This is a genomic window from Humiphilus diazotrophicus (assembly GCF_059726315.1).
In genome coordinates this window covers 4,177,575-4,201,401 of sequence record NZ_AP040870.1, presented here as the reverse complement: position 1 = coordinate 4,201,401, position 23,827 = coordinate 4,177,575, and the positions used below count along the sequence as shown (strand labels likewise).

Sequence of the window (23,827 nt, the reverse complement as noted above, 5' to 3'; positions counted from 1 at the left end):
AACTCTACAGCGAACAGGAAAACGCCGTAAGATAAGGCAATGGAAGACCCTTCAAAAGAGTTCTCGCGGCTGCGTCGCTTGCCGCCGTACGTCTTCAACATCACCGGCGAAATGAAGGCCTCGGCCAGAAGACGTGGTGAAGACATCATCGACTTCAGCATGGGAAACCCGGATGGCCCAACGCCTCCAGCCATCGTAGAGAAGATGATTGAAGCGGCGCGCAAGCAACGTACGCACCGCTACTCGCTCTCTCGAGGAATTCCCCGCCTCAGAAAGGCAATCTGTAACTGGTACCAGACCCGTTACGCGGTAGAGCTCGATCCCGAGAGCGAAGCAATTGTTACCATCGGCTCCAAGGAAGGCATTGCCCACCTCTGTCTGGCCACTCTGGACACACGTGACACGGTGCTGGTGCCAAATCCAAGCTATCCCATTCACATCTACGGTCCGGTAATCGCTGGAGCCGATGTTCTGAGCGTACCTATCCACGATAAGGAACAATTTCTCGCCGATGTCGAGAGCTTGATTCCGCGCATGGTTCCAAAACCGAAGATTCTCATCGTCAACTTTCCATCCAATCCCACAACGGAATGTGTCGATCTGCCATTCCTGACGCGTCTGGTGGAGCTGGCAAGAGAATTCGGAGTCTACCTCGTACACGACTTTGCGTATGCGGACATCGTCTTCGACGGATATAAAGCGCCCAGCATCATGCAGGTACCTGGCGCAAAGGACATCGCGGTAGAGTTCTTTACGCTCTCAAAGAGCTACAACATGCCGGGATGGCGCGTCGGATTCATGGTTGGGAATCAACATCTGGTCGCCGCGCTGGGGAGAATTAAGAGCTACTTTGATTACGGGACCTTCACCCCGATTCAGGTAGCATCCATCGTCGCGTTGGAAGGCCCGCAAGACTGTGTTACCGAAATATGCGAAACCTATCGCAGCCGCCGGGATGTTCTGGTTCAAGGACTGAACAAGCTAGGCTGGGAGGTTCCCCTACCGATGGCAACCATGTTTGTCTGGGCACAAATTCCCGAAGCTTACCGCAAGATGGGCTCTATTGAATTTTCGAAGAAGCTCTTGAGCGAGGCCAAACTGGCCGTCAGCCCGGGTATCGGTTTCGGAGAACATGGAGACGGTCACGTACGTTTTTCCTTAATCGAAAATGAAGAACGCACACGACAGGCTCTACGCTGCATCAAGCAGATGTTCCAGAAGGACGGACTTCTTTAGCATCTATGGAGTTGGTGACCTCCTCACCAACTCCATTTCTTCATGCTTCAATCGGTCGTTTCTTTTTCATCGGCCAGTCTCGCCATCCGAAGAGAGCAATCATCAGGCTCATCAGTTGAACTGCCACAACTAAAATTGCACACGCAGTCCATTTCCCCATCGACCAAAAGATACTTGGAACCACTCCTGCAGCAGTACCGCCCAGATAGTAACAACAGAGATAGAGCCCAACGGCAGAAACGCGCCCGCCTTCCGGAGCAGCAACACGGATATAGCTACTGGCAGTCGCTTGCGAAATAAAGACGCCGGTGCAAACCATTGCCAAGCCGAGAATCACAATTACCACCGAATGGAAGAGCGTGAGCAGGACTCCCGCCATCGATACAGAAACAGCGCATAGAATTCCGGGCAGAAGCCCAGTCCGGGATATGACATAACCCGCAGCTGGAGAGACAAATACCCCGACTGCATACACCAGGAAGAGATAGCTAAGTGCCACCATGGACAGGTGGAAGGGCGGATCTGCCAGATAGAAAGTGATGTAGCTAAAAACAGCCACCAAAGAAAACAAGACATTAAAGCCAACAGCATAGGTGGCAAGGAGTCGAGGATTTTTCAAATGATCTCTTACTTGCCGGAATTGCGCCGAGAGGGATGGACCACCGCCTTTGTTTCCACTCATCCGCTCCTTGGGCAGATAGCGTGCGACGAAAGCTGCGCCGATCAATGCTATTCCACCAAGCAGAGCGAAGCTCCAGCGCCAGCCAAATCTATCGGCGACGAGCCCGCTGAATATCCTTCCCATCAATCCGCCAGCCGCCGTACCGCTGACATAAACACTCATGATGAAAGCAACTCGTTCAGGGGGAAACTCTTCGGTGATATATGCCATCACAATGGCAAAGATCCCCGGCATGATCAAACCTTGCAGAAAACGCCAAAAGATGATGGCATGCAATCCCGATGCAGTTGCTGTCAGCATAGTGGGAATACTTTGCGCTAGGATGGAAGCCACGATGACGCGCTTGCGACTATATCCCTCGGCGAGAGCACCGATCACAGGAGCAGAGAGAGCTACTCCGAGGGTCGTTGCTGAAACCGTGAGCCCAACCGCTGCTTTTGATGCATGGAAAAGATGTGCAAACATTGGCAGCAATGGTTGCGTCGCATAAGTATTCAGGAATGCACAGATTCCACAGAAACCTATGGTGAGAATCAGAGAAACCGGCAGGGGACGCGAGGCTGTATGCAAGTCTGCTGCGTCTATATTGGAAGTGTCTTCAAGTTCTACAGGTCGTTCCACAGTCTATGGTAACGACATCTGTACCGGAAAATCGACGAGAATTTTTGGTCAAAAGGGACAATAATTGCATTATGCGATGCTGGAGAGGTGTGCCTGTAGACAAGACTCCCCTTCTGAACAAGCCCATATTTACAGGCAATCCATATCGATAAGGTAGTATGTCCGAGAAACCTTCCAGTACAGGAACCGCCGCTTTTCGCTTTAGAGACTTCCGTCGCTATCAGCTTGCCCGCATCATGGTCATCATCGGAGCGGAAGCGCAGGCAGTAGCTGTAGCTTGGCAGGTCTATGAGATTACACACAGAGCACTGGACCTGGGATATACCGGGCTTATTCTTTTTCTTCCCGGGTTGTTCTTCATGCTGCCTTCCGGACACGTGGCAGACCGTTACGACCGACGCCTTGTAATCATGACCTGCTACTCTCTGCAGGCCTTATGCACTCTGGCACTCTTCCTCTTTGCCTGGCATGGAATACACAAGGTCTGGCCTATTTATGTCGTTCTGTTCATGGTTGGTTGCGGACGAGCCTTCAGCGGCCCGGCCAGTACTGCTCTTATTCCCCATCTCATTCCAGAGGACCACTTTGTCAACGCTGTGACCTGGGGAGCGACAATCTTTCAGATTGCCAACATCACCGGACCTGCGCTGGGAGGAGTTCTCTACACATTACCCCTCACATCTCGGCTTCATGGCGCCGGTTTTGTCTTTCTCTTCTCGCTGGCCACTTTGATTTGGTTTCTGGTGTTGATTGGTTCGCTTCATGTTCGTCCCGGACGCATGGAGCATAAGGATACTTCTATCGAAGTCCTTCTCGCAGGCTTTCGCTATGTACTACGATCCCGGCTTCTGCTGGGCTCGATTACGCTTGACCTCTTTGTCGTCCTGCTGGGAGGAGCAGTCGCGCTGATGCCGATCTTTGCGCGAGAAATCCTTCATACCGGCCCCCAAGGACTGGGTTGGTTGAGAGCAGCACCTGCCGCGGGAGCACTCATCGTTTCTTTAATGTTGACTTGGAGACCATTGCAAAGAGGAGCAGGCAAGAAGATGTTTTTCTGTGTCGCGCTCTTCGGTACGGCAACCATTGTCTTCGGACTTTCCAAGAATCTCCTTTTGAGCCTTGCGGCGCTGGTATTGCTTGGCGCAGGCGACATGGTGAGCGTAGTAATCCGAGGATCGCTCCTCCAATTGGCTACACCTCCGGAAATGAGAGGCCGGGTTAGTGCTGTTAATTCTCTCTTTATCGGAGCATCAAACGAATTGGGAGAATTCGAAAGCGGAGCCACCGCTCAATGGCTTGGAGCTGTTCGTGCTGCTGTTTTGGGTGGCGTGGGAGCACTTCTAGTCACGGGCCTGTGGTGGGTTCTTTTTCCCAATTTAAGGAAAGTCGACACTCTTACCTCAAAGGCACTCATGCAAGCTCCCCCAGGTACCACAACCACAGAAGAGATTGCGCCCAGCACTCCATGATTTGCCAAAATTTCTGCAACTAACGAAACATCGTTGAATCGAAAGCTGTTCACACATCTTCTTTCTTGCGCTTCTTCTTATAAGCACAGCAAAATCATATTCAGCTGCATCTTTTCTTGAGAAGAACGTACAGCAGGCCTCACAATTCCCAGAGTCTGGATAGGAAAGCAAATGAAGAATTGGCAGAAGGTTGGCATTATCACCCTCTTAGTTTTACTCGTTGGAGGGATACGCCTTTATTTTGTGTGGCGTGCAAGAAATGCACCAGTAGTGGTTCATAAACAGGCTTATCAGGAATGGATTCCAACCAGCGATGAGGTTGTGCCAGTTCGCAAGATGTATATCGACGACATGAAGTCGGCTAAGGAACTGATAGGAAAACCCGTATGGATTAAAGCGGGATTTCAGTTACCTTATTTCTCCTATACGAATCATCGTATCGATTTCGCCCATAAGGCTGGAGTGCTTCCTAGCATTGAGAAGCTTGAGATCCGCGACGTCATGCAGCAATCGGTACCTTTCGGAGTGCAAGACCAGATTCCGCACGGGACCAAGCAGATCTTTGCAATCTTCGAAAAGGCCGGGGACAAGCAACAGTATGCGCTGCCCATAGGTTCGGCGAAGGCTTCCGATTTGACGTTCTATTGCGATGAGCTTTTTTACTACGACGATCCTCACTCCATGTATAAGCACTGGCCAAGCGACATCTGGCAAGCAGTCGATACCCATCAGGCGAAGAGCGGTATGAATGAACTACAAGTAACGATGGCGCTAGGGCATATGCAACAATCCGAATCCTCGGATTATGGCAATCGTACCGTTCACTACAACACCGATGGCAAGAAATGGGCAGTAAGTTTCTCGAAAGATAAAGCCACGTCGGTCACGAAGGAGTAGTAAGCAAGTAGAGGTTAAAAATGTTCTCCGATCATCGAAGTAAGAAAGTTGTTTTCGTATCGCATTGTTTGCTGAACCAGAATTCCATCTCTGACGGAACCGCCGACATGCCTAGCCAGTTCAGGGAAGTAATCGATCTTCTTATGGCTAATCATGTCGGAATCGTTCAGCTCCCTTGCCCTGAAATGCTCTGTCTGGGGTTGGATCGCCAGGATAAATACGGTGCGGAACGAAATGTCCTCGAGGAGAACACGAGGATTCGGAGTCTGATGGAACAAGAGCAGAACACCGATATTCTGAGGCGGAAAGCCCAAAAAGTGGTGTGCACGATTCGCGAATACAACAACTATGGATTCTCAATTATCGGTTTAATCGGCGTGAATCGATCTCCTAGTTGCGGAATAGATACGACTTCAATAAAAGGCGAAGAAAGGCCCGGCGCTGGAGTCTTCATGCAAATCATTGCCGAAGAACTTGCCAAAGAAAACCTCCACATGAAAACGATTGGCGTAAAAACCAGCAGAATTGAAGAATCGATTCATGCAGTACAAGAGCTTTGCAGGACCCTCCCACCAAGTTCATAAACGGAGCCCCCCAGGACACGTAATTTCCGTGTCCTGAGATGGATATATGACTCACCCACAGTTACTCTTTATTGCGGACCATCAACGCCATGGAGCGAGCTACTCACCTCTTCATGAGTAATCCAAGCTAAAGATTACTTTCTTGCACGTTCGGAAGCTTATCCTCAGCCAGTATTCCTCAGCCCTGCAGCAATTCCATTGATTGTTCCTGCAATAGCGCGATTAATAGCTTCCGAATCTTCTCCCGCGCGTTTACGGCGTAGTAAGTCGATTTGGATGAGGTGCATAGGATCGACATAAGGATTTCGCAAGCGAATCGAACGAGCTAATACAGGATTCGAGCCCAATAACTCTGTCTGTCCGGTCAACATCAGCACCGCGCGCTGTGTACGCAGAAACTCATCCTTCAGTTTTGCAAAGATCCGCTCGCGCATTGCTACATTCGGAACCAAAGTAGAGTAAAGTCTGGCAGTCCCGAGATCTGATTTTGCCAATGCTATCTCAACATTGCTGATCAGATCGATGAAGAGAGGAAACTCCTTGGCCATCGTCTCCAAAATCTCTCTTCCATCCGGCAGCGACATAAACTTCTCCATCGCATATCCGGCACCAAACCATCCGGGAACAACCAAGCGGCTTTGAGTCCAGCCAAAGACCCACGGAATTGCACGAAGATTCGCAAAGCTGGCAGAATTCTTGCGACGCGCCGGACGCGAACCGATCTTTGCATGCTCCAGCTCTGAAACAGGAGTAGCTTGTTCAAAGTAGTCCAACACTTCAGGATCATCGATGATATTGCTTCGATAGAAAGTGAAGGATAACTGAGAGAGGCGGTCAAAAGCCGACTCCCACTCCGGTTTAAGAATTCCAGTTCTATGTCCCTGTGGATCGCGAGCATTCGGGCGCGCCAGTGCATCGAGCGAGGCCGCAATCATCAACTCCAGATTGCGAGCAGCGAGCACCACATCGCCGTATTTGAAATTCAAAACTTCGCCTTGCTCGGTAATCCGAATCTCTCCCTCAAAGGCTCCAACAGGTTGCGCATAGATCGAGCGATGTGTCGGACCGCCACCACGTCCCACAGTTCCACCCCGGCCATGAAAGAGACGCAAATGAACGCCGCACTCGCGCGCTACCTCATGAAGAGCACGGTGGGCACGGAAGATCTCCCAGGTACTGGTCAGCATGCTACCGTCCTTGGCTGAATCCGAATAGCCAAGCATGACTTCCTGCTTATACTTCCAAGACTTGAGTAGTGACTGATAGTCGGGAATCGTCCAGAGCTTGCGGCAAATCTCCGGAGCCGCACGTAAATCCTCAATCGATTCGAAGAGCGGCACAGGCAATAAGCCGGGGTCATTGCCGGAAGCCTCCACCCTGACGCCGCCGAGCCTTGCCAGACTTATAACGGCCAGGATGTCTTCGACACACGATGCTCCGCTGATAACGTACTGCCCAATTGCTTCCGGAGTACAGCTTTCCTTAACTTCGCTGACAACCCGGAAGGTCTCGAGAATATCTGCAGTTTCACGGGAAAGCTGTGGCGCTATTGCGCACTCTTTTGTATCTGTTGCAATCTCTTTTAGCGCAGCAGCGTGTAGACGAGCATGTTGACGGATATCAAGCGTATGCAGATGAAAGCCAAAGGTGCGCACCATGATAATCAGAGGATCTACCAGGGTACGAGCAATCCTCAGACCGCGATTACGCGCCAAACTATCGCGAAGGATATTGAGATCTGACAGGAACTCTCCGGAAGCACAGTAAGAAGGCAGAGCCGCAAGAGGAGAATCCTTTAATTGCGACATGGTGTATTGGGTTACAACCGGATAATCGGCACTCCGTGCTTCAGGAGAAGTAAGTGTGCGTTCCAGTCTAGCCCTCAAACAAATGAGGTAACGGCGATAGTATTCGAACTGGTAGCGCTGTCCAAATATCTGGCTCTCAGCCGTATTCAGACGGGCTATATATTCCTTCAGCCGTGTTTCCAGCTCCTTTGTATTCGATATCTGCTGCGCGGAGCTGGTCAATAGATCGATGATCGCTTGTACCTGTTGCTGGTAGTGGGTCAGCAGATGACCACGTGCCAGCCGAATCGCATCTCTCGTAACATCAGGTGTGACAAAAGGATTGCCGTCGCGATCTCCTCCAATCCAGGAGCCAAAGGAAAGTAATAGAGGAAGCTCACTAAATTCAACCTTCAGGTCATACTCATGGCACAGAGCTTCAGCAATTTCCTTATAGAGATCCGGAAGGGTCGCAAAGATGGAAACGTCGTAATAGTCGAGCCCCATCTTGATTTCATCGTAAACGGTAGGTCTGCGACTGCGTACCTCATCCGTTTGCCAAAGTGCCGTAATCTCCGCACGAACATCTTCTTCCAGTGTTTCCAGCTCATTGTCCGGAACAGGAATCCGGTCAAGAGACTCTAGAAACTCTCCGATGCGGCGGCGCTTAAAGAGCACCGAGCGGCGGGAGACTTCTGTCGGGTGTGCGGTAAAAACAGGAACAGCCACTATGCGGCTAAGCCAGTCGAAGGCCTCTTTTTGAGAGATGCCGACCCGCCTCATCTCTCGCAGCGTACCCCGGAAGGAACCACGCTGCGATGTCGACTCCCCTGCCAAATGCAGCGAGAGGCGGCGCCGTTTGCGATGATTTGTTTCTGCCAGATTGATCAGCTCGAAATAGAAGGCAAAAGCACGGGTGAGTGCGTGTGCCTTTTCGATTGGAAGAGCATGCACACGAGCCAGAGATTCCTGCATAAGCTTTTCAGCCTCTGCCGCATCGCCCTTTGCATGCGCTTCACGCCGCCGAATCGTCTTTGTGCGAAGATCCTCTTCTTGCTCGAAGAGCTCTTCTCCGGCCTGTTCTCGAAGAACCTGGCCTAACAACATACCAAGAGAACGAACATCCCGACGCAAAGGGGCTTCCTTCAGGTCGCCTGATCGTGCTTCTAATTCGGCTAGACGTTGTGACCAACTTTCCGGTTTCCACAGAAGCCCCATTCTTACCCTCTAACAATTTAGATTGATGAAATGTTGCTGGTGCTACACGGCTGATTGTTCTTCCAACTGAAGCATCAGATCTTCCCACTCCGCAGTCAAAGCCGCGTTTTGCTTGCGAAGATCTTCAAGCTGATCGACGAGACGTTGAGTCTCTTCTGCACTGACAAAGTTGCCTAATTGTTGTTCGGTTTGAGCGATCGCTGCCTCCATACGGGGAATCTCTTCCTCCACAAAGGCACAACGCTCCTGCATCTGACGAAGCTTGATGGGATTCAACCGGCGCACTTTTTCCTTCTCGCCGGAAGACTGCTCTCCTGCAGCCGGTTTTGCATCTTCTTTGACCGCCACTTCCTTGGCAACAGAAGCTGCCACAGCAGGAACCGCATCGCTTACCGTCCGGTCATTCTGCTTGCGGTAGAGGTAGTCTTCGTAGTTTCCGGGATACACATGCACGTGACCACCTTCAACCTCAAAGACGCGTGTCGCCAATCCGTCGATAAAGTAGCGGTCATGCGAAACGAAAATTACCGTTCCCGTAAAGTTGTGCACTGCCTCCAACAGAACGTCTTTAGCGCGCAGATCCAAGTGGTTGGTTGGCTCGTCCAGTAACAGGAAGTTCGCCGGGCTCACCAGAATACGGGCCAAAGCGTAGCGATTCCTCTCCCCTCCGGAAAGCACGCCTAGCGGTTTAAAAACATCGTCTCCGGAGAAGAGGAAGCATCCCAACAGACTACGTAGCTCTGTTTCGGGAACTCTTGGCGCGGTACGGCCGATATCGTCCAACATACGGGCATCGGGATCGAGCACCTTGTATTGGTCCTGCGCAAAGTACTCGGCGACCACGTTATGTCCTAGTCGCAAAGATCCTGCCGTAGGGGCTTCCGTCGCGGTAAGCAACCGAATCAGCGTTGACTTGCCGGCGCCGTTGGCTCCCACCAGAGCAATCCTGTCCCCCCGATCAATGGTGAAGCTCACATCTTCCAACACCTGTTTTTCACCATAGCTCTTGGCCAGATGCTGAACCTCAACAACCGTTCTTCCCGATGGAGGCGGTTGAGGAAAGGTGAAGTGGATAATCGGCTCTTCTTCCGGAATCTCGATGCGCTCGATCTTCTCAAGCTCTTTGATGCGGCTCTGAACCTGCTTGGCCTTTGTTGCCTGATAGCGAAAACGATTAATAAAAGATTCCAAATGGTCGATGTGCTCGCGCTGATTTCGGTAGGCAGCTTCGAGCTGAGCTTTTCGTTCGGTTTTTTGCTTCAGATATTGCTCGTAATTCCCGGAATAGACATGGAGTCCCTTGTTCCAGATCTCCACAATCTTATTCACAGTCACATCCAGGAAATAGCGATCGTGCGATATCAGGACAAAGCCATTTGGATAGGTTCGGAGGTACTCTTCCAGCCAGTTACGGGTTTCCAGGTCGAGATGATTCGTAGGCTCGTCCAGCAAGAGCAGGTTCGGCTTCTGCAATAGGAGCTTGGCCAGAGCAATACGCATCTGCCAGCCACCGGAAAATTCTTCCGTACGGCGAGACCAGTCTTCCTTTGTAAACCCCAATCCACTGAGAACCGCTCCAACCTGAGCATCTAGGGCATAACCATCATTTGCATGAAAACGTGCACCCAAAAGCGAATAACGCTCTGCGACAGCAGCATATTCGGAGCTTTCAGGATCGAGTTCCGCAAGAGAGGCCGCCAGAGCCTCCAATTCCCTTTCGATAGAACGCAATTCATCGAAAATAGAAAGACATTCCTCAAAAACCGTACGCCCGGAAAGAGACAGGCCATCCTGAGGCAAATAGCCAATAGACATGGCGCTCATCCTCTGGACGTTTCCGTAATCGAGCGAATCGATCCCGGCCAGGATCTTCATCAGGGTAGACTTACCCGTCCCGTTCGCACCGACCAACGCGGTGCGCTCAGAGGGAGTAATGAGCCAGTTCACCCCTTCAAACAAAAGACGGGGACCAAAACGCTTGCCTGCGGCAGAAAGCTGAAGCATAAGACAATTTCTATTTTCTCAGAGACGGACCGGAAGCGGTAATCCGGCTAAATTAAAGGAGTTCGAGAAAAGTCGTGCGTATCGCTCCCCCTTCGCCGGTGAAATCCGCCATATCGTCGCGGGAGGGGAAGATCAAAGGAGAGGAGGGTGCGGCAAATCTGCTTTTTCACACATAAAGTCTTTTCCCGTGTACAAACCTTGATCGTTCTAGCAAACTACTCACCAGCATTGATGGCTAAGGCCTCTACGCCCGCAATATTCTGCATCAGCTCAGGCGGTAATCCGTGCCTTTCCTGTATGTACTCAGGGCTGTTATAGGAAATCCAGGTTTGTCCTTCGCTATTTTCCGAGACCAGAATTTTCAAGGGCAGATCAATCGCACTAGAGGGAGCAACCTGCATCAGTGGCGTACCGGCCTTAGGATTGCCAAAGATCAGCAGCTTGGTTGGCAGCATTTTCATTCCAGCCTTTTCCGCTTCTCCGCTGTGATCAATAATGGCAAATAACGTTATTCCTTTCGCTCGCAGAATGCTCTCAAGTCTTTCCACTGTTTCATCGACAGAATAGCGACTGGGGCGGCGAAGAATTCCGCTATCTCTCTCAAGCATTAAGACCTCTCTGGAAAGTATTTAAGCTGCCGAGGTAGCAACGGCAGCAGCTATCGATTCTCGGACCTCTTCTGACAAGGGTGGAATCGCTCCGGGTTGAGAAGCGATCCAGGCTCCCCAGCGATTTCCCGCTTCGTTCAAAACAGCGAGGGGTGCATCTTGCAGATAATAATGCGTAAGAGCCGCTGCAAATGCATCTCCTGCGCCTATGGTATCGGCGATCTCGGTAGAGATTCCGGGATGGACGTGTTTCGCTTCCCGGTTGACAAGGATGCTTCCATATTTGCCCCGTGTAATCGCAATCAGATTTACAGGGAATTCCTCGAGCAGAACTCCTGCTCCCTTCAGCAGAGAATCTGTATCCCTTCCGGTAACAGACTGCAATCCGAGTAAATCGAGGATTACGGGAAGCTCCTCATCGTTCATCTTTACTATGCTTGCAAATTCTATTGATTCTTCAATCGTCTCGTCGCTATAGAAAGGCTCTCTAAGATTGACATCGAAGATCCTGACGCATTCAGGGAAGGTAGCAGCCAACAGAGACTGAATCGTGTCGCGAGAGGTATGTCCCCGTTGCGCGAGGCTTCCGTACCAAACGGCAGAAGCTCTCGACGCTAATCTCTGCCACTCATCTGTGTCCTCTAAAAAATCCCAAGCAACCGGCTGATGAATCACATAGCTCGGCTGACCATGCTGGAGCTCGACAGTAACAGTACTGGTTGCGTGAAAAGGATCGATCTGGATATGAGATAGATCGGCGGGAGTTGTTTCCAGTGCATTCAAGGCCTTCCGCCCTAGTTCGTCCCTGCCGACGCGGCTCAAGATTGCCGCATGATTTCCTAACCTGGAAGCCATGACAGCATAATTGGCTCCGGCCCCTCCAATCCGCGGGCCAGTAGGAAGCATATCCCAAAGTAGTTCGCCAATCGCCAGAATCAGCTTCGGTTCCGTCATCATTTTGCTCCGCAGATCGGTGTCGATTTCATGTGTTCCAATTGTCCCATCTGGAGGTAAACTCCGTTCGTCCAGCCGAAGCCGACCACATTCTGTTTATATCCGGCACTAACTGTAATCTCTGATGAGCTGCTTACGACGTTATACTTCTCGCGAATTGTTTGATCGTGAGCATAACCGGCTTCCACGGTATGACGAAAACTCTTCGCTATCGCTAAAGCATCCTGACTATAGCCATACTGAAATAGCCCCAGATCTGTCAGCCAGTTTACCGGAGCCCATCCATAAGGAGCATCCCATTGTGTTCCAGAGGCTGTTGTGCTCATCGCCAGACCACCGGGTTGCTGGAATAACTTCAAGTTCTTCTCAACGGCTGCTGCCTGGGTACAGTCCGCAACGCCAGCCCATAATGGATAAAAAGTCGTGGCATATTGATAGTCGGAGGGTTGAGCCAGACTGTAATCATAATCAAAATACATTCCGCTTTCAGGATGCCATAAATACTTATTGATAGCCTGTTTACGTTGTTCCGCTCGCTGATCCCACTCTTTCGCTTCGGACTCCAGAGAGAGAATCCGCGCAAAATTGGCCATATCCCGCTCGTATTTGTAAAGCAAGCTATTCAGCCCTACATCGGCAAAATGATGGGTCGATCCGCTGAAAGGTCCATGGCGAAAGCTTACATCGAAGCCGGACTCTCGCATGGCCCGGTCACCCCGATAAAAATCCTTCGTAAGTCGATGCCCCTGAACATGTGCGGCTGCACATACGGCAGAAAGACGAACATCGCAACTTGTTTGCGAAAGCTTAGCGGTTTCTTCGCGAGAAGGATTATCTGGCGCATCCAACAAATACGACGTCTTCTTTTCCGGATGAGCCAAAAGCCAACGGATCACGTCAGGATAGTAGGTGCTGTCGTCGGCCATCTCCGGAACAGGACCTTCTCCTATGTCGTAATAGCGCGCTAGCCCTGTGTCTCCGGCACGATGGATATCACTGGTCCAAAGCGCATAGTCTCGCTTCGCATAGCCATAGGCCCGGCTTAGCCATTCGCGTGCAGAGTCGGCCGATGCCTTTCCGTTACTCCCGGCTAAGGTATCTTCGTATACCGCACGAATCATTGAACTCAGAAAAGGAGGCTGGGAACGGGTGAAATAGTATGTACGATTTGCATTCAGAATGCCGCCGTAATGGTCGATCTCGAAGAAGAAGTTCTCTACTATGCCTTTTGCCAGAGGCAAACGGTGATCGGCAATTAGTCCAAGAAGAATAAAGTAGCTGTCCCAGCCATACATCTCATTAAAACGTCCGCCAGGAACAACGTACGGATTGGGCAAATAGAGCAGGCCGTGGACCGGGATCTCTGATTCACGTATATCGCCAAAAGAGTTAATTACCTTGGGAAGCCTCTGAACTCTGATCGTACATTCGTCCATTACCGTTGCCACCTCCTTAGGAAGAGGCAAGTCTTTGGGCAGATATAGAATCGGCGCGGTCGTGAGCTTGGGGTCGATAAGCGACGAGCATTTCGTCATCGATCTGGTGAGAGTATCCCATGCATTATGGACATATGCTTCTATGGAAGGCTGGTCTGCGGCCTGGACCATCGACGGTGCGGGATTTTGCCCATTGACACTTACGGAAATAACTAACGCACAGGTGGCCACTAAAGTGTGGAATCTCATGAGAATATGCTCTCCGAGCCTCATGCTATACCGTTTTCCCATCTTGGTGGCTCTATCCAACACAAAATGAACAATGAGCCTCTAAGAAAGAGTTAAACGTATCTCTTCGGACTCAGAAAATTGTCGGGAAGGTTGCACTGCGTGGCGGATGAAACAGCTCTTGAACAAGGAAACAAAACGAAGAAGAGAAGGAGACATCCGTTCTTATTCTGGACTCTGACAATTCTTCTTCTCTTCGCAATCAGTTTGATTATAGGAATCGAGATTGTTTTACATCGAGCTGAGCCGATTCTGAAGGCTCGTGTTATCGACACTCTTTCTACCCGATTCCATAGCCGGGTTGAGATGGATACATTTCATGTCTCCATCTGGAAAGGGGTTGAGGTTCGAGGGGGAGGGCTAAAGCTTTACCCTTATGCGCTCAGCTCTTCTGGCCCACTTATTGCTCTAGAGAATTTTGCCTTCCGGACAACTTGGCAGAACCTGCTGCGAACCCCGATGCATGTTGGACATGTAGATATAAATGGGTTATCTATCCACCTGCCGCCCAAAGAAGAACGCAAGAACGTCCCGAAGCTCGGCAATAAGAATGGACGCATCCATATCTTTGTCGACGAAATCGACTGCAACGGTGCGTCTCTGGTACTGGGGACGAACAAACCTGGAAAGGTTCCCCTGGACTTCGCTATCGGATCGCTGCGCTTGCGCTCCATCGGTTCCGGGCAGCCCCTGCAATTCGATGCAACGCTGAAAAATCCTAAGCCCATTGGAGATATTCACTCCGTTGGAGAATTCGGGCCATGGAATGCCGACAGCCCCGGAGATTCAGCAGTAGAAGGCGTCTACAGTTTTAGAAACGCCAATCTCGGTTCTTTGAAAGGCATCGGGGGCATCCTTTCTTCCGATGGAAAATATGCCGGAACATTGGACAACATTGTTGTGGACGGAGAAACTGACACCCCTGACTTTCGCATCACTACCAGTGGTCATCCAGTCCCTTTGCATACAAAATTCCACGCCATTGTCGATGGAACCAGCGGAGATACATATCTTCAGCCCGTCGATGCCACTCTTCTTCACTCGCATATTCTGGCCAAAGGAAAAGTGGTTCGTGTTCCCGGAGTCAAAGGCCACCACGTTGTTCTGGATGTAGTTGTCGACCCCGCACGCATGGAAGACATGCTCCGCTTAGGAGTCAAAACAGATCCGCCCGTGATGACCGGGTCGATGCGTATGAAGACGAAATTCGATCTTCCTCCCGGCGACATTGAAGTTCCGAACCGCCTACGACTGCAGGGCAATTTCGCTGTCTCAGGAGCACACTTCACAAACGACAAGATCCAGAGCAAAGTTGACCAACTAAGCCTGCGCAGTCAGGGCAAGCTGAAAGAAGCTAAAGACGATACCCCCGACAACATCCGGTCGGATATGCGCGGAGACTTCGCACTTAGCAACGGGAAACTAACCATCGCAAATCTCAAATACGATGTCCCTGGAGCCGATATTGGTCTGGACGGCATTTATAGCCTCGATGGAAATGAATTCGACTTTCATGGACGTGCACGACTGAAAGCGACAGTGTCGCAGATTGTCGGAGGATGGAAGGGTGCCCTGCTAAAACCGGTAGATCCGTTCTTTAAGAAAAACGGGGCGGGAACAGATGTTCCGATCAAGGTTACAGGAACTCGCTCCGAGCCTCATTTTGGCTTGGATTTCGGGCACAAGGATCTATCGGATGCCGCTCCGGATCTGAAAAATAAGATGAAAGATAGCGCCCCGGTAAGTGCGCCTCGGAAATGAAGCAGCGAGTTAAGGTATTCAGGAATACGCGGAAAGAAAAGGGTCCCTAAATAGGGAGAAGCAGCTGCCGCTACACCGCAGCCCGCTGCAGTTCCGGATGCAACATCTGAGCATAGTGGGCATAGACACCATCAAAAACGGAATCCCACGAAGCTGTCATGGCAAACTCTCTTGCCGCTGCTTTCATGGCTACATATCGTGCTTGATTCGATAAGAGATCAGCTATGGCGGATGAAAACTCTTCGTCGTTTGCTATGGCCCCGGTAACTCCTTCTTTTACGATGTAACGCGGCCCCCCGTCTGGAGTTACGATTGCAGGCACACCGGATGCCAGCGCCTCCAGGACCACATTTCCGAAGGTATCCGTATGAGAAGGAAAAACAAAAAGGTCCATGTTGGCATAGGCACGTGCAAGCTTTTCTCCCCGTAGAACACCTGTAAATTCCGCATTCGGCAGGTGTTCGCGCAGCCAGCCTTCTTCGGCACCGTGGCCTACAATCAGGAAATGAAAGTTGCCGATTCCCCGGGCATGAAGCTCTTGCTGAATCGTCGCCAATAAAGTTACATTCTTTTCAATAGAGAGTCTGCCGACAAATCCCAGGATGAATTTGTCGTTCTTCTCCAACCGGTCACGATGCGCGGGTGAAAACTCTACTGTATCCACTCCACGAGGCATCAGGAAACACGGTCTCTCGGTGACCTCTTGTAAAAGTGAGCACAGCTCCTGATTGGGAGCAAAAAGTATGCGGGCCAATCGATAGAAGCGTGCAGTCGCCTGTAAAGTGAGCGCTTCTATCCGCTTTCCAGCCTTCGCTGATTGTTCTTGCGGCAGGTGACGCAAGAACCAGTTAGAACGGCGCGCAGCGTATTCATGCACATTGGTATGCCAGGAGGCCACCAGTGGCAATTGCAACTGATAAGCCAAGACCGCACCTAACATACCAATCTCGCTAGGGCCGGTAATGTGCAGAATATCTGGCCGGAACTCTCGCAGAGTCTTTATGATCAGCGGGCCATGTCGTACGAAAGCGGGATCGAAGCGGAGATCTTTTTCCAGCGCAAAGGACAGGAAGCCTCTCGGCAATTCGAGTGTTGCTAATTCCCCTTCCGAAAGAAATGGTTCCGGCCTCTGCCCGGCTCGTACACAGAGAAAGGGCAATTGATGACGGCGGGCATAGGCCTCGAATTGTCGGCTCGTGTGGGCAACTCCGTTGATCTCATGAAACGAGTCAGGGAATAACGCCACACGTGGAATCCAGGATCCCATCGGAGGGAATGTGTCCTTAACTAACTACTCGGAGAGGGGAAAGCTCTTGCTTAAAAAGCCTCGTGCTCTCCGAGTGTGAAGCGTAGTTGATGTGAATCACTCCAAGCAAAACGCAAGCTGCTGGAAACCGGCTGGCGTCCCATGAGACGAACAAGGGAAACAGCATAACGCAACAGGCGAGGAGCCTCCCCAGCCACCCACAACTCGCGTAGTGAACGAATCGTACCACTGGCGTCAGGATGATAGACACGCTCATCCCAATAGCGGGAGCCTTGCGGAAATTCCGGATAATTACGAATTGCATCCAGAGTCGACTGTAGAAGGCGATGCTTCCAGGGCTCTGCATATTGCTTCATGAAGAGAATGTTGCTGATGCCTTGATACCGGACCTCATGAACAAACTCGGTAAACGAGGTAGCGTTCGTGAGATTAATGTTGGCATTCGGCTCCGTACCGTGCCGGTCTCCACCGGAGATCAGCAACTTATTCCACTTCTTTGCCAGATGCCTGACGGCTCGATTTTCATCCCAATGGCGAAGCCCATTCAGCTCCAGAGCATGGATGAACTGACCATTCTTCTGCATAAACTCATCCACGCGAACCCGATGCTTTGCATCGCCAATCAGATAAAGGTCCCAGAGCGGATGGTTAAAAACAATCAGAACATTCGGCAACGCATTCAGAGCAGAAAGCAGCTCGGTTAAACGATCGTCTGAAGGATTGGCTGTAAATTCGGCCAGGGTTTGCATCCAGAACTGGCCTTCGGCACTAGGTAAGTTATGAATGCCTAAATGAAAGGCCTGGTCCCCACCGATGGGGGCCGTCCACTCAACAGAGACAGGAATATGCCTGGCGCTGGGAACGGTGCGAAGCAGCATAGGAGCTTGGATGTTGTCATGATCGCTGATAGAAACCAGTGGCATCAGGTTCAGAGATTCAATCTGCCGGCTTTCCAGATCGAAGGCTAGACGAGGAGTAAGCGGCGGAGTCCAATAACTCTTCGCATAGTCGATGGGAAAGTTATATTTCTCTCTGCATATCCGTTCAGCACGGGCCAGAATTGGCCGCATGAAAGGATATTGGTTTCCGAAATTAGCAAGGAAATCGAGCGTTTCACGGGACTGGTTGGTGTGACTATGAAGCGAAACACCGGAGACAAAACCGCTACTTGCACGGGCATCATTCCAGATATAGGCAATGCTGGAATTGGCCATTCCTTCCCCCCTTCTAGTTGTGCACTAATTTCTGTGACAAGTATCCCAAGGAATGCATGAATGCCCGATTACGGAGAGAAAAATGTGCGTTCAAATATATCTTTTCCCGTAAAGGAACCTTTTTCGCCACTCCCTGCATCGGCGAAGCAAAGGTTCCCCGTAGATACCGTTCTATCTCTGTGTTTTTGCAATATCCGGTCCCAGGAAATCATCCGGACTCCACCCGGAAAGAACCTCTTCGATAGCATTTCGCTCGGCATTGGCCTTTTCCGGCTCGAGATGATTTCGAATCAAACCCTCTTTTAACTTCTCAAACGCTTCTTCCGGAGTATCCGCGAATTGAAACAGCTCGCGATCCTTAGGAGAAATAGCGCCCTTATCCACCAATACATCTAGATTAAAGACCTGATTCCAGTAACTGGAACCATAAATAAGCACGGTCATCTTCTTGGCCAGCTTACGTGTCTGGGATAAAGTGAGCAGCTCAAACATTTCATCCAAGGTTCCGAAGCCGCCCGGAAAGACAACCAAGGCCTTCGCCATGTAGGCAAACCAATATTTGCGCATGAAGAAGTAGTGAAACTCGAAATTGAGAGAAGGCGTGATATATGGATTCGGAACCTGTTCAAACGGCAGGCGGATATTGAGCCCGATCGTCTTGCCGCCGGCCTCGAAAGCCCCCCTGTTTGCCGCCTCCATGATTCCGGGACCACCACCGGAGGTCACAACAAAACGATGGCGGTGTGAAGGAATCGACATGCTCCATTTCGTAAACATGTGGGCAAGACGGCGGGCATCTTCATAGTAACGAGCCATCTCCACCGAGGCCTCAGCACGACGAAGCTTCAGCTCCGTGGCTGTTCCCTGCTCCTTCTCCGGCAGGCGAGCCGGTTGCTCCTCCTTCGGAGCCGATTGTACGGAACCGGTGTTCTCCAGCAGCTCCATTTCACGATTCGCCTCGTCCAGAGCCCGAAAACGGGCTGAACCAAAGAAAACGACCGTGTCCTGTATGCGCTCTCTGCGGAAACGCGCCAGAGGTTCCGCATATTCGGCCAAAATACGAATCAATCGGCCATCTGCGCCATTCAGGAATGCCGGATTCTCATAGGCGAGGGGAGCCTTTTCTAACGGCGGAGGACTGAGGAGATCATCTTCTTCGGATTTATTGTTCATAAAATTAGCTCTCGCGATGGTAAATCGCATCCGTGACTGCAATCCAGAGATTCAGCAAGCCCAGACCGGAGACGATACCGCGTACCGCGCCGTAAGACGCAAACACTCCCAGATCAGGATGAGCCAGAAAGAGGGGATTCCGATCCCAGAACTTAGACCAGGGAAGCAGAAAAATCAGAACACCTACATAAATCCGAATCACAATGCGCAGAAATAGCTCCGCGCGCAGAAGCCACGTCGGAATATGCGATTTGGGTTCAGTCTCCGCCGCTTGGGCAGACGGGGCCGAATCTTCAGGTGTATTTGACGGGAACAAGTCCGGCTGATTGGACATCGCAAACAAAAAGCCACTGTCTTTTGCTTAACAGTGCCGTACAGCAACGGTATCACACGACAGGCAGAACTATACCGTTTTCAAATAGATGTTTCTGATAAGGAAGACGTTGCGAGTATTTCTGCTGCACCCCATCCATAAAGGAACTGCAGAGGACGACGATCCCGACTCCGGTATTGGATTTAGTACCGGAATCGGGATTGCAACCTTCATTAAGCTACCGGAACGGCATTCCGTTTCGGCCTGCGGTTTGCCTGCAGAATCTTCTTCCGCAGACGCAGAGACTTAGGCGTGACTTCTACCAGTTCATCTTCGGCAATAAATTCGATTGCCTGCTCCAGATTAAGAGCCTTGAACGGTACCAGACGAATCGCCTCATCGGCACTGGAAGCACGCATGTTGGTCAGCTTTTTCTCGCGGACAACATTCACGTCCAGATCGTTATCGCGCGAATGCTCGCCGACAACCATGCCCTCGTAGACCTCCACACCAGGACCGATAAAGAGAACTCCACGCTCCTGTAACCCATTCAAGGAATAGGTCGTGCTCAGCCCGGCGCGGTCGGCAATCAATGCGCCGGTCGGACGCTGCGGAATCTCTCCCTGATGAGGAATGAAGCCGTCAAAGAGTGCATTCATCACAATGGTGCCACGGGTTTCCGTCAGCATTTCGCTGCGCAGACCGATAATGCCACGGCTGGGTACGCGGAATTCCAAGCGAACACGCCCGTATCCGTGATTGTGCATCTTGATCATCTCGCCCTTGCGGGGGCCGAGCTTTTCAATGACGACACCCACAAAATTCTCCGGCACGTCGATGGTCAAGTGCTCAACCGGTTCCATGACCTGCCCGTCAACAGACCGGGCAACAATCTCCGGACGACCCACCATCAGCTCGTATCCTTCACGACGCATCATTTCGATCAGGATGGCAAGCTGCAACTCACCACGGCCCAGGACCTTGAAGCTGTCCGGATTGCCCGTATCCTCGACGCGAATCGATACGTTTGTAAGCAACTCCTTCTCCAGGCGCTCACGAAGATTACGCGAGGTGACGAACTGGCCTTCCTTACCTGCGAAAGGAGAATTGTTTACGGAGAATTGCATCGCAATCGTCGGTTCATCGATCACGATCAACGGCAGCGGAGCAGGATTCTCGATGCTGGTGATGGTTTCACCAATGGTGATACCTTCCACACCTGCAATCGCGACAATATCTCCGATCTGCGTTTGTTCAATGTCAGTACGTTTCAGCCCGTTAAAGGTAAAGAGCTTGGTGATTTTGGTCTTCTGCAACGAGTGATCGCGCTTGGAGATATGAACCTCGTCACCGGTCTTCAAAGTGCCATTGAAAACACGTGCGACGGCGATGCGCCCCAGGTAATCCGAATAGTCGAGATTCGTTACCAGAATCTGCAATGTACCACCGGGATCGCCTGTGGCTGGCGGAATCGTAGAAAGAATCGCATCGAAAAGAGGCTTCAAATCCGTGCCAGGAGTCTCCTGGTCGGTCGTCGCCGTTCCCTGCTTGGCATTGGTATAGAGCACAGGGAAATTCAGCTGATCTTCGGTGGCATCGAGGTCAATAAACAGGTCGTAGACCTCATTTAAAACTTCCTGGGCACGCGCGTCGGGACGATCGATCTTATTGATGACAAGGATCGGCGGCAGCTTTGCTTCCAAGGCCTTAGAGAGGACGTAGCGGGTCTGAGGCAGTGGTCCTTCGGAGGCGTCAACCAGCAGCATGACACCATCGACCATCTTGAGGGCACGTTCTACTTCACCACCGAAATCGGCGTGACCAGGTGTATCGACAATATTGATCTTCTGGTCGTGATAATGAACGGCAGTATTCTTTGCCAGAATGGTGATACCACGCTCACGCTCTAGCTCGTTGGAGTCCATGACTCGTTCAGCCACCTGTTCGTTCGCGCGGAAGGTTCCGCTTTGGCGAAGGAGGGCGTCGACGAGCGTTGTCTTGCCATGATCGACGTGGGCGATGATGGCTATGTTGCGGATATTGGGAAGGGATTGAGACATCTCCCTTTCAGGATACCAAGTCAATCGTTGCAAGATGATGAGACAGGAAGATCTATTGCCTCATCCGGCGTCTTTCTCTTGCCCAAATCGGGGAAAATACCACGCCCGCATCCCTGACGCTCTCTCATCCATGGCCGCTGGAATCATCAGGTATTTCTCCTTTATTTTCTTTAATTTACAGAGAAATGGAAGAGCACAGCCGGAGACACACCTCACAAAGAGGGAGTCAATCCCATGTATCGGGAGAGATTGAGAAAACGTTGTATTACCTCACGGTAGATAGTCCCATATTATGGCGACAATCTTCCCTGAACCTCAATTTTCGTTCTGAGCTCCAAAGATCTGCTGCACAAAATTTGCTACATAACGGGGTATTTTGCAGAAAGCAAGAGCATCCAAATTCGCTCCTCGGAATTATTTCTGCTGAGAATCCGCCAGATTCTGTATTGATATACAAGACACTATTTCATTATTCAGTATTTCCATTTCGAGGTTCCTCTCTGGCTCTGAAGCGGCCTTCAGCCATTTCTATAGTGCAAATCCCCTTTTGTTTGTTGATCTTTTCGTGCTTCGCGCATAACTGATTGAATATTCATTCACTTAAGAGCTTTTCTCAATATGAGACGGCATGCAGGAAATTGGGAAATTGTGCAATTGCGGCTGGACAGTCGTGTCAGTATCAGTACATCCCGAGTTCCTGTACGAGGTTTCAGGATGTGAGACAGGAATCCAGGACACACATTTTCCTGGTCGAGAAAACAAATCATCGACCACAAACCCTAAGGAGATTTCATGAAAACCACTCTCGCCTTCGCAACCCTATCCGTCGCCACCTTGCTCTCCACAGCAGCAGTAGCGCAGAAGGCAGTCACTCAGGGCGGTGAAGCTTTGGTGAACGCTTCCTCAGCTGGCGTTGTGCGTTCGATGAGCAGCCAATACACAAGTCAAAAACCGGTTGCTGCAAAAGCTTTGTTGACCGACTACATGAACAGCAACTGGACCAAAGCGGGCGAACCCGTTAAAGCAAGACTGAGCAATAAGGTCCAGCTGACCGATGGAACTGTTTTGACCCGTGGCACCACTCTCCTTGGTCATGTCGATAAGGTTGAGACCTCCAAGCACGGCAGCAACGGCACCATCACCTTTACCTTTACTGAAGCCAAGACGAAGGCCGGCACAGTTCTGCCGATCAAGGCAACTCTGATTCGCGTTGCCGAAGCTTTCGATCCAGGCGATCCGATCTTCTCCGTCTATCTCGATCCTGAATTCGCTCTGCCCACCACTGCTGAGGTTGTCGTAACTCCTCTCACCAAGGGCAGCGTCGGACTCCACAGCTCGCAGAATGCAGCTCTTTCCGGAACGATCGTCCGCAACGGCGAGAATGTTGAGCTTGAAGATGGAACTCAGCTTCAGTTGGCCATTGCCGCCCAGCCAAATTCTCAGAAATCCTCCAAGTAGTCGTAATAGCCCTACAGTTTGATCCTTTGATCCTTACCCCAATGGGTCTGCCCTCGTCGGCAGACCCACTTTTGTTTTTGGAAACCTGAATTCTTTCCGACAGGATAAGATCATCTCGCTATAGATTTTGCGTAGAAGCGAGAACGATTTCGAGATGATGCAGATGTTGGATCAAACGCCGCTGGCGCTACGAATTGTAACCAGCGCGGTTACTCCGGTAGTCATGGTATCGGCCACGGCCATCCTTATTTCCGGCGTGAATGGACGTTATATTGCCGTCTCGGATCGTGTACGTGCTCTCACTCGCGAATACCGTGAAAAGCAGCCCGATGCCGAGCGCTGCCGCGTTATCCAAAATCAAGTCCGCATCTTCCTGAAACGCATCAAGCTGCTCTCCTGGGCCGTACGCCTCCTCTTTATGGGAGCAGGATTTTTCATCTCTGTCGCCCTCCTGATCAGCATCTCGAGCTGGAATCAGAGCCTGGCAAGCATCACCCTACCCATCTTCCTGATGGGCCTGGCTATGGTCGCTTCAGCAATCGTTCTGGTCTTTCTCGAGTTGAGGGAATCAGGCCGGACCATTCTCATGGAGGCTGCACAGGTGCTTGCACACAAACCGACGGCACTCCCGGAATAGAAGGTGTACAGCCGGCGGAAAAATGCTCTACGCTAAGGGGTGATGTCTCGATGTCGCTAATCTCCGAGCCTTCTCCCCTGCTCCTATACTTTCCCGGAGCTTACCCTTCTTTTTGACATCTCTTCTGTAGCGAGAGGTTTAGCGAGATGAAGACTGCTGC

General features: G+C 51.1%; 18 protein-coding genes. 7 read left to right on the top strand and 11 right to left on the bottom strand.

Annotated features, from left to right (window positions below):
- The first annotated feature begins 39 nt into the window (after positions 1–39).
- Positions 40–1,236, top strand: a complete 1,197-nt coding sequence (alaC, locus tag AC6I7T_RS17825) for an alanine transaminase (RefSeq protein ID WP_497788762.1) — start codon at positions 40–42, stop codon at positions 1,234–1,236.
- 40 nt (positions 1,237–1,276) lie between these two features.
- On the opposite strand, the gene AC6I7T_RS17820 is transcribed toward alaC, so the two are convergent.
- Entirely contained in the window at positions 1,277–2,539 is a 1,263-nt protein-coding gene (locus AC6I7T_RS17820; RefSeq protein ID WP_497788761.1) for an MFS transporter, read from the bottom strand.
- A 158-nt stretch (positions 2,540–2,697) separates the two neighbouring features.
- Between AC6I7T_RS17820 and AC6I7T_RS17815 the strand changes: the two genes are divergently transcribed.
- From AC6I7T_RS17815 to AC6I7T_RS17805, 3 genes are all read left to right on the top strand, one after another.
- A complete protein-coding gene (locus AC6I7T_RS17815) occupies positions 2,698–4,008 on the top strand; it encodes an MFS transporter (protein ID WP_497788760.1) in 1,311 nt (436 codons plus the stop codon).
- A 171-nt stretch (positions 4,009–4,179) separates the two neighbouring features.
- Positions 4,180–4,905 carry a hypothetical protein gene (locus AC6I7T_RS17810; RefSeq protein ID WP_497788759.1) on the top strand — a complete coding sequence of 242 codons (726 nt, stop codon included), beginning with the start codon at positions 4,180–4,182 and terminating at the stop codon, positions 4,903–4,905.
- A gap of 20 nt (positions 4,906–4,925) precedes the next feature.
- The gene (locus AC6I7T_RS17805; protein ID WP_497788758.1) at positions 4,926–5,489 is read left to right on the top strand and encodes a CD3072 family TudS-related putative desulfidase; all 564 of its coding nucleotides are present in this window, start codon (positions 4,926–4,928) and stop codon (positions 5,487–5,489) included.
- A 164-nt stretch (positions 5,490–5,653) separates the two neighbouring features.
- Here the strand turns inward: AC6I7T_RS17805 and AC6I7T_RS17800 are convergent, their stop codons facing one another.
- The 5 genes from AC6I7T_RS17800 to AC6I7T_RS17780 all read right to left on the bottom strand — a co-directional run bounded on the left by AC6I7T_RS17800 (position 5,654) and on the right by AC6I7T_RS17780 (position 13,745).
- On the bottom strand, positions 5,654–8,494 hold the full coding sequence (locus tag AC6I7T_RS17800) for a phosphoenolpyruvate carboxylase (protein ID WP_497788757.1): 2,841 nt from the start codon (positions 8,492–8,494) through the stop codon (positions 5,654–5,656).
- A 42-nt stretch (positions 8,495–8,536) separates the two neighbouring features.
- Complete coding sequence (gene abc-f / locus AC6I7T_RS17795) at positions 8,537–10,498, bottom strand: ribosomal protection-like ABC-F family protein (protein WP_497788756.1); 1,962 nt, start codon at positions 10,496–10,498, stop codon at positions 8,537–8,539.
- Between the two features lie 215 nt (positions 10,499–10,713).
- Positions 10,714–11,106 (bottom strand): DUF302 domain-containing protein, encoded by a 393-nt coding sequence (locus AC6I7T_RS17790; protein ID WP_497788755.1) that lies wholly within the window; start codon positions 11,104–11,106, stop codon positions 10,714–10,716.
- Between the two features lie 21 nt (positions 11,107–11,127).
- Positions 11,128–12,063 (bottom strand): carbohydrate kinase family protein, encoded by a 936-nt coding sequence (locus AC6I7T_RS17785; RefSeq protein WP_497788754.1) that lies wholly within the window; start codon positions 12,061–12,063, stop codon positions 11,128–11,130.
- The gene (locus AC6I7T_RS17780) at positions 12,060–13,745 is read right to left on the bottom strand and encodes a trehalase family glycosidase (protein ID WP_497788753.1); all 1,686 of its coding nucleotides are present in this window, start codon (positions 13,743–13,745) and stop codon (positions 12,060–12,062) included. The genes AC6I7T_RS17785 and AC6I7T_RS17780 overlap by 4 nt, the downstream gene beginning before the upstream one ends.
- 141 nt (positions 13,746–13,886) lie before the next feature.
- On the opposite strand from AC6I7T_RS17780, the gene AC6I7T_RS17775 reads away from it, so the two are divergent.
- On the top strand, positions 13,887–15,545 hold the full coding sequence (locus AC6I7T_RS17775) for a translocation/assembly module TamB domain-containing protein (RefSeq protein ID WP_497788752.1): 1,659 nt from the start codon (positions 13,887–13,889) through the stop codon (positions 15,543–15,545).
- Positions 15,546–15,615: 70 nt separating this feature from the next.
- Here AC6I7T_RS17775 and AC6I7T_RS17770 read toward each other — a convergent pair whose 3' ends face one another.
- From AC6I7T_RS17770 to typA, 5 genes are all read right to left on the bottom strand, one after another.
- The gene (locus tag AC6I7T_RS17770) at positions 15,616–16,812 is read right to left on the bottom strand and encodes a glycosyltransferase (protein WP_497788751.1); all 1,197 of its coding nucleotides are present in this window, start codon (positions 16,810–16,812) and stop codon (positions 15,616–15,618) included.
- Positions 16,813–16,862: 50 nt separating this feature from the next.
- Positions 16,863–18,026: a hypothetical protein gene (locus AC6I7T_RS17765; protein WP_497788750.1), complete on the bottom strand. Its 1,164-nt coding sequence runs from the start codon at positions 18,024–18,026 to the stop codon at positions 16,863–16,865.
- 171 nt (positions 18,027–18,197) lie between these two features.
- Positions 18,198–19,199: an LOG family protein gene (locus tag AC6I7T_RS17760; RefSeq protein WP_497788749.1), complete on the bottom strand. Its 1,002-nt coding sequence runs from the start codon at positions 19,197–19,199 to the stop codon at positions 18,198–18,200.
- Positions 19,200–19,203: 4 nt separating this feature from the next.
- Positions 19,204–19,533 (bottom strand): hypothetical protein, encoded by a 330-nt coding sequence (locus AC6I7T_RS17755; RefSeq protein WP_497788748.1) that lies wholly within the window; start codon positions 19,531–19,533, stop codon positions 19,204–19,206.
- Between the two features lie 212 nt (positions 19,534–19,745).
- Positions 19,746–21,572, bottom strand: a complete 1,827-nt coding sequence (gene typA / locus AC6I7T_RS17750; protein ID WP_497788747.1) for a translational GTPase TypA — start codon at positions 21,570–21,572, stop codon at positions 19,746–19,748.
- Positions 21,573–22,364: 792 nt separating this feature from the next.
- On the opposite strand from typA, the gene AC6I7T_RS17745 reads away from it, so the two are divergent.
- Entirely contained in the window at positions 22,365–23,030 is a 666-nt protein-coding gene (locus AC6I7T_RS17745; protein ID WP_497788746.1) for a hypothetical protein, read from the top strand.
- 154 nt (positions 23,031–23,184) lie between these two features.
- On the top strand, positions 23,185–23,667 hold the full coding sequence (locus AC6I7T_RS17740) for a DUF2721 domain-containing protein (RefSeq protein WP_497788744.1): 483 nt from the start codon (positions 23,185–23,187) through the stop codon (positions 23,665–23,667).
- Positions 23,668–23,827: the final 160 nt, after the last annotated feature.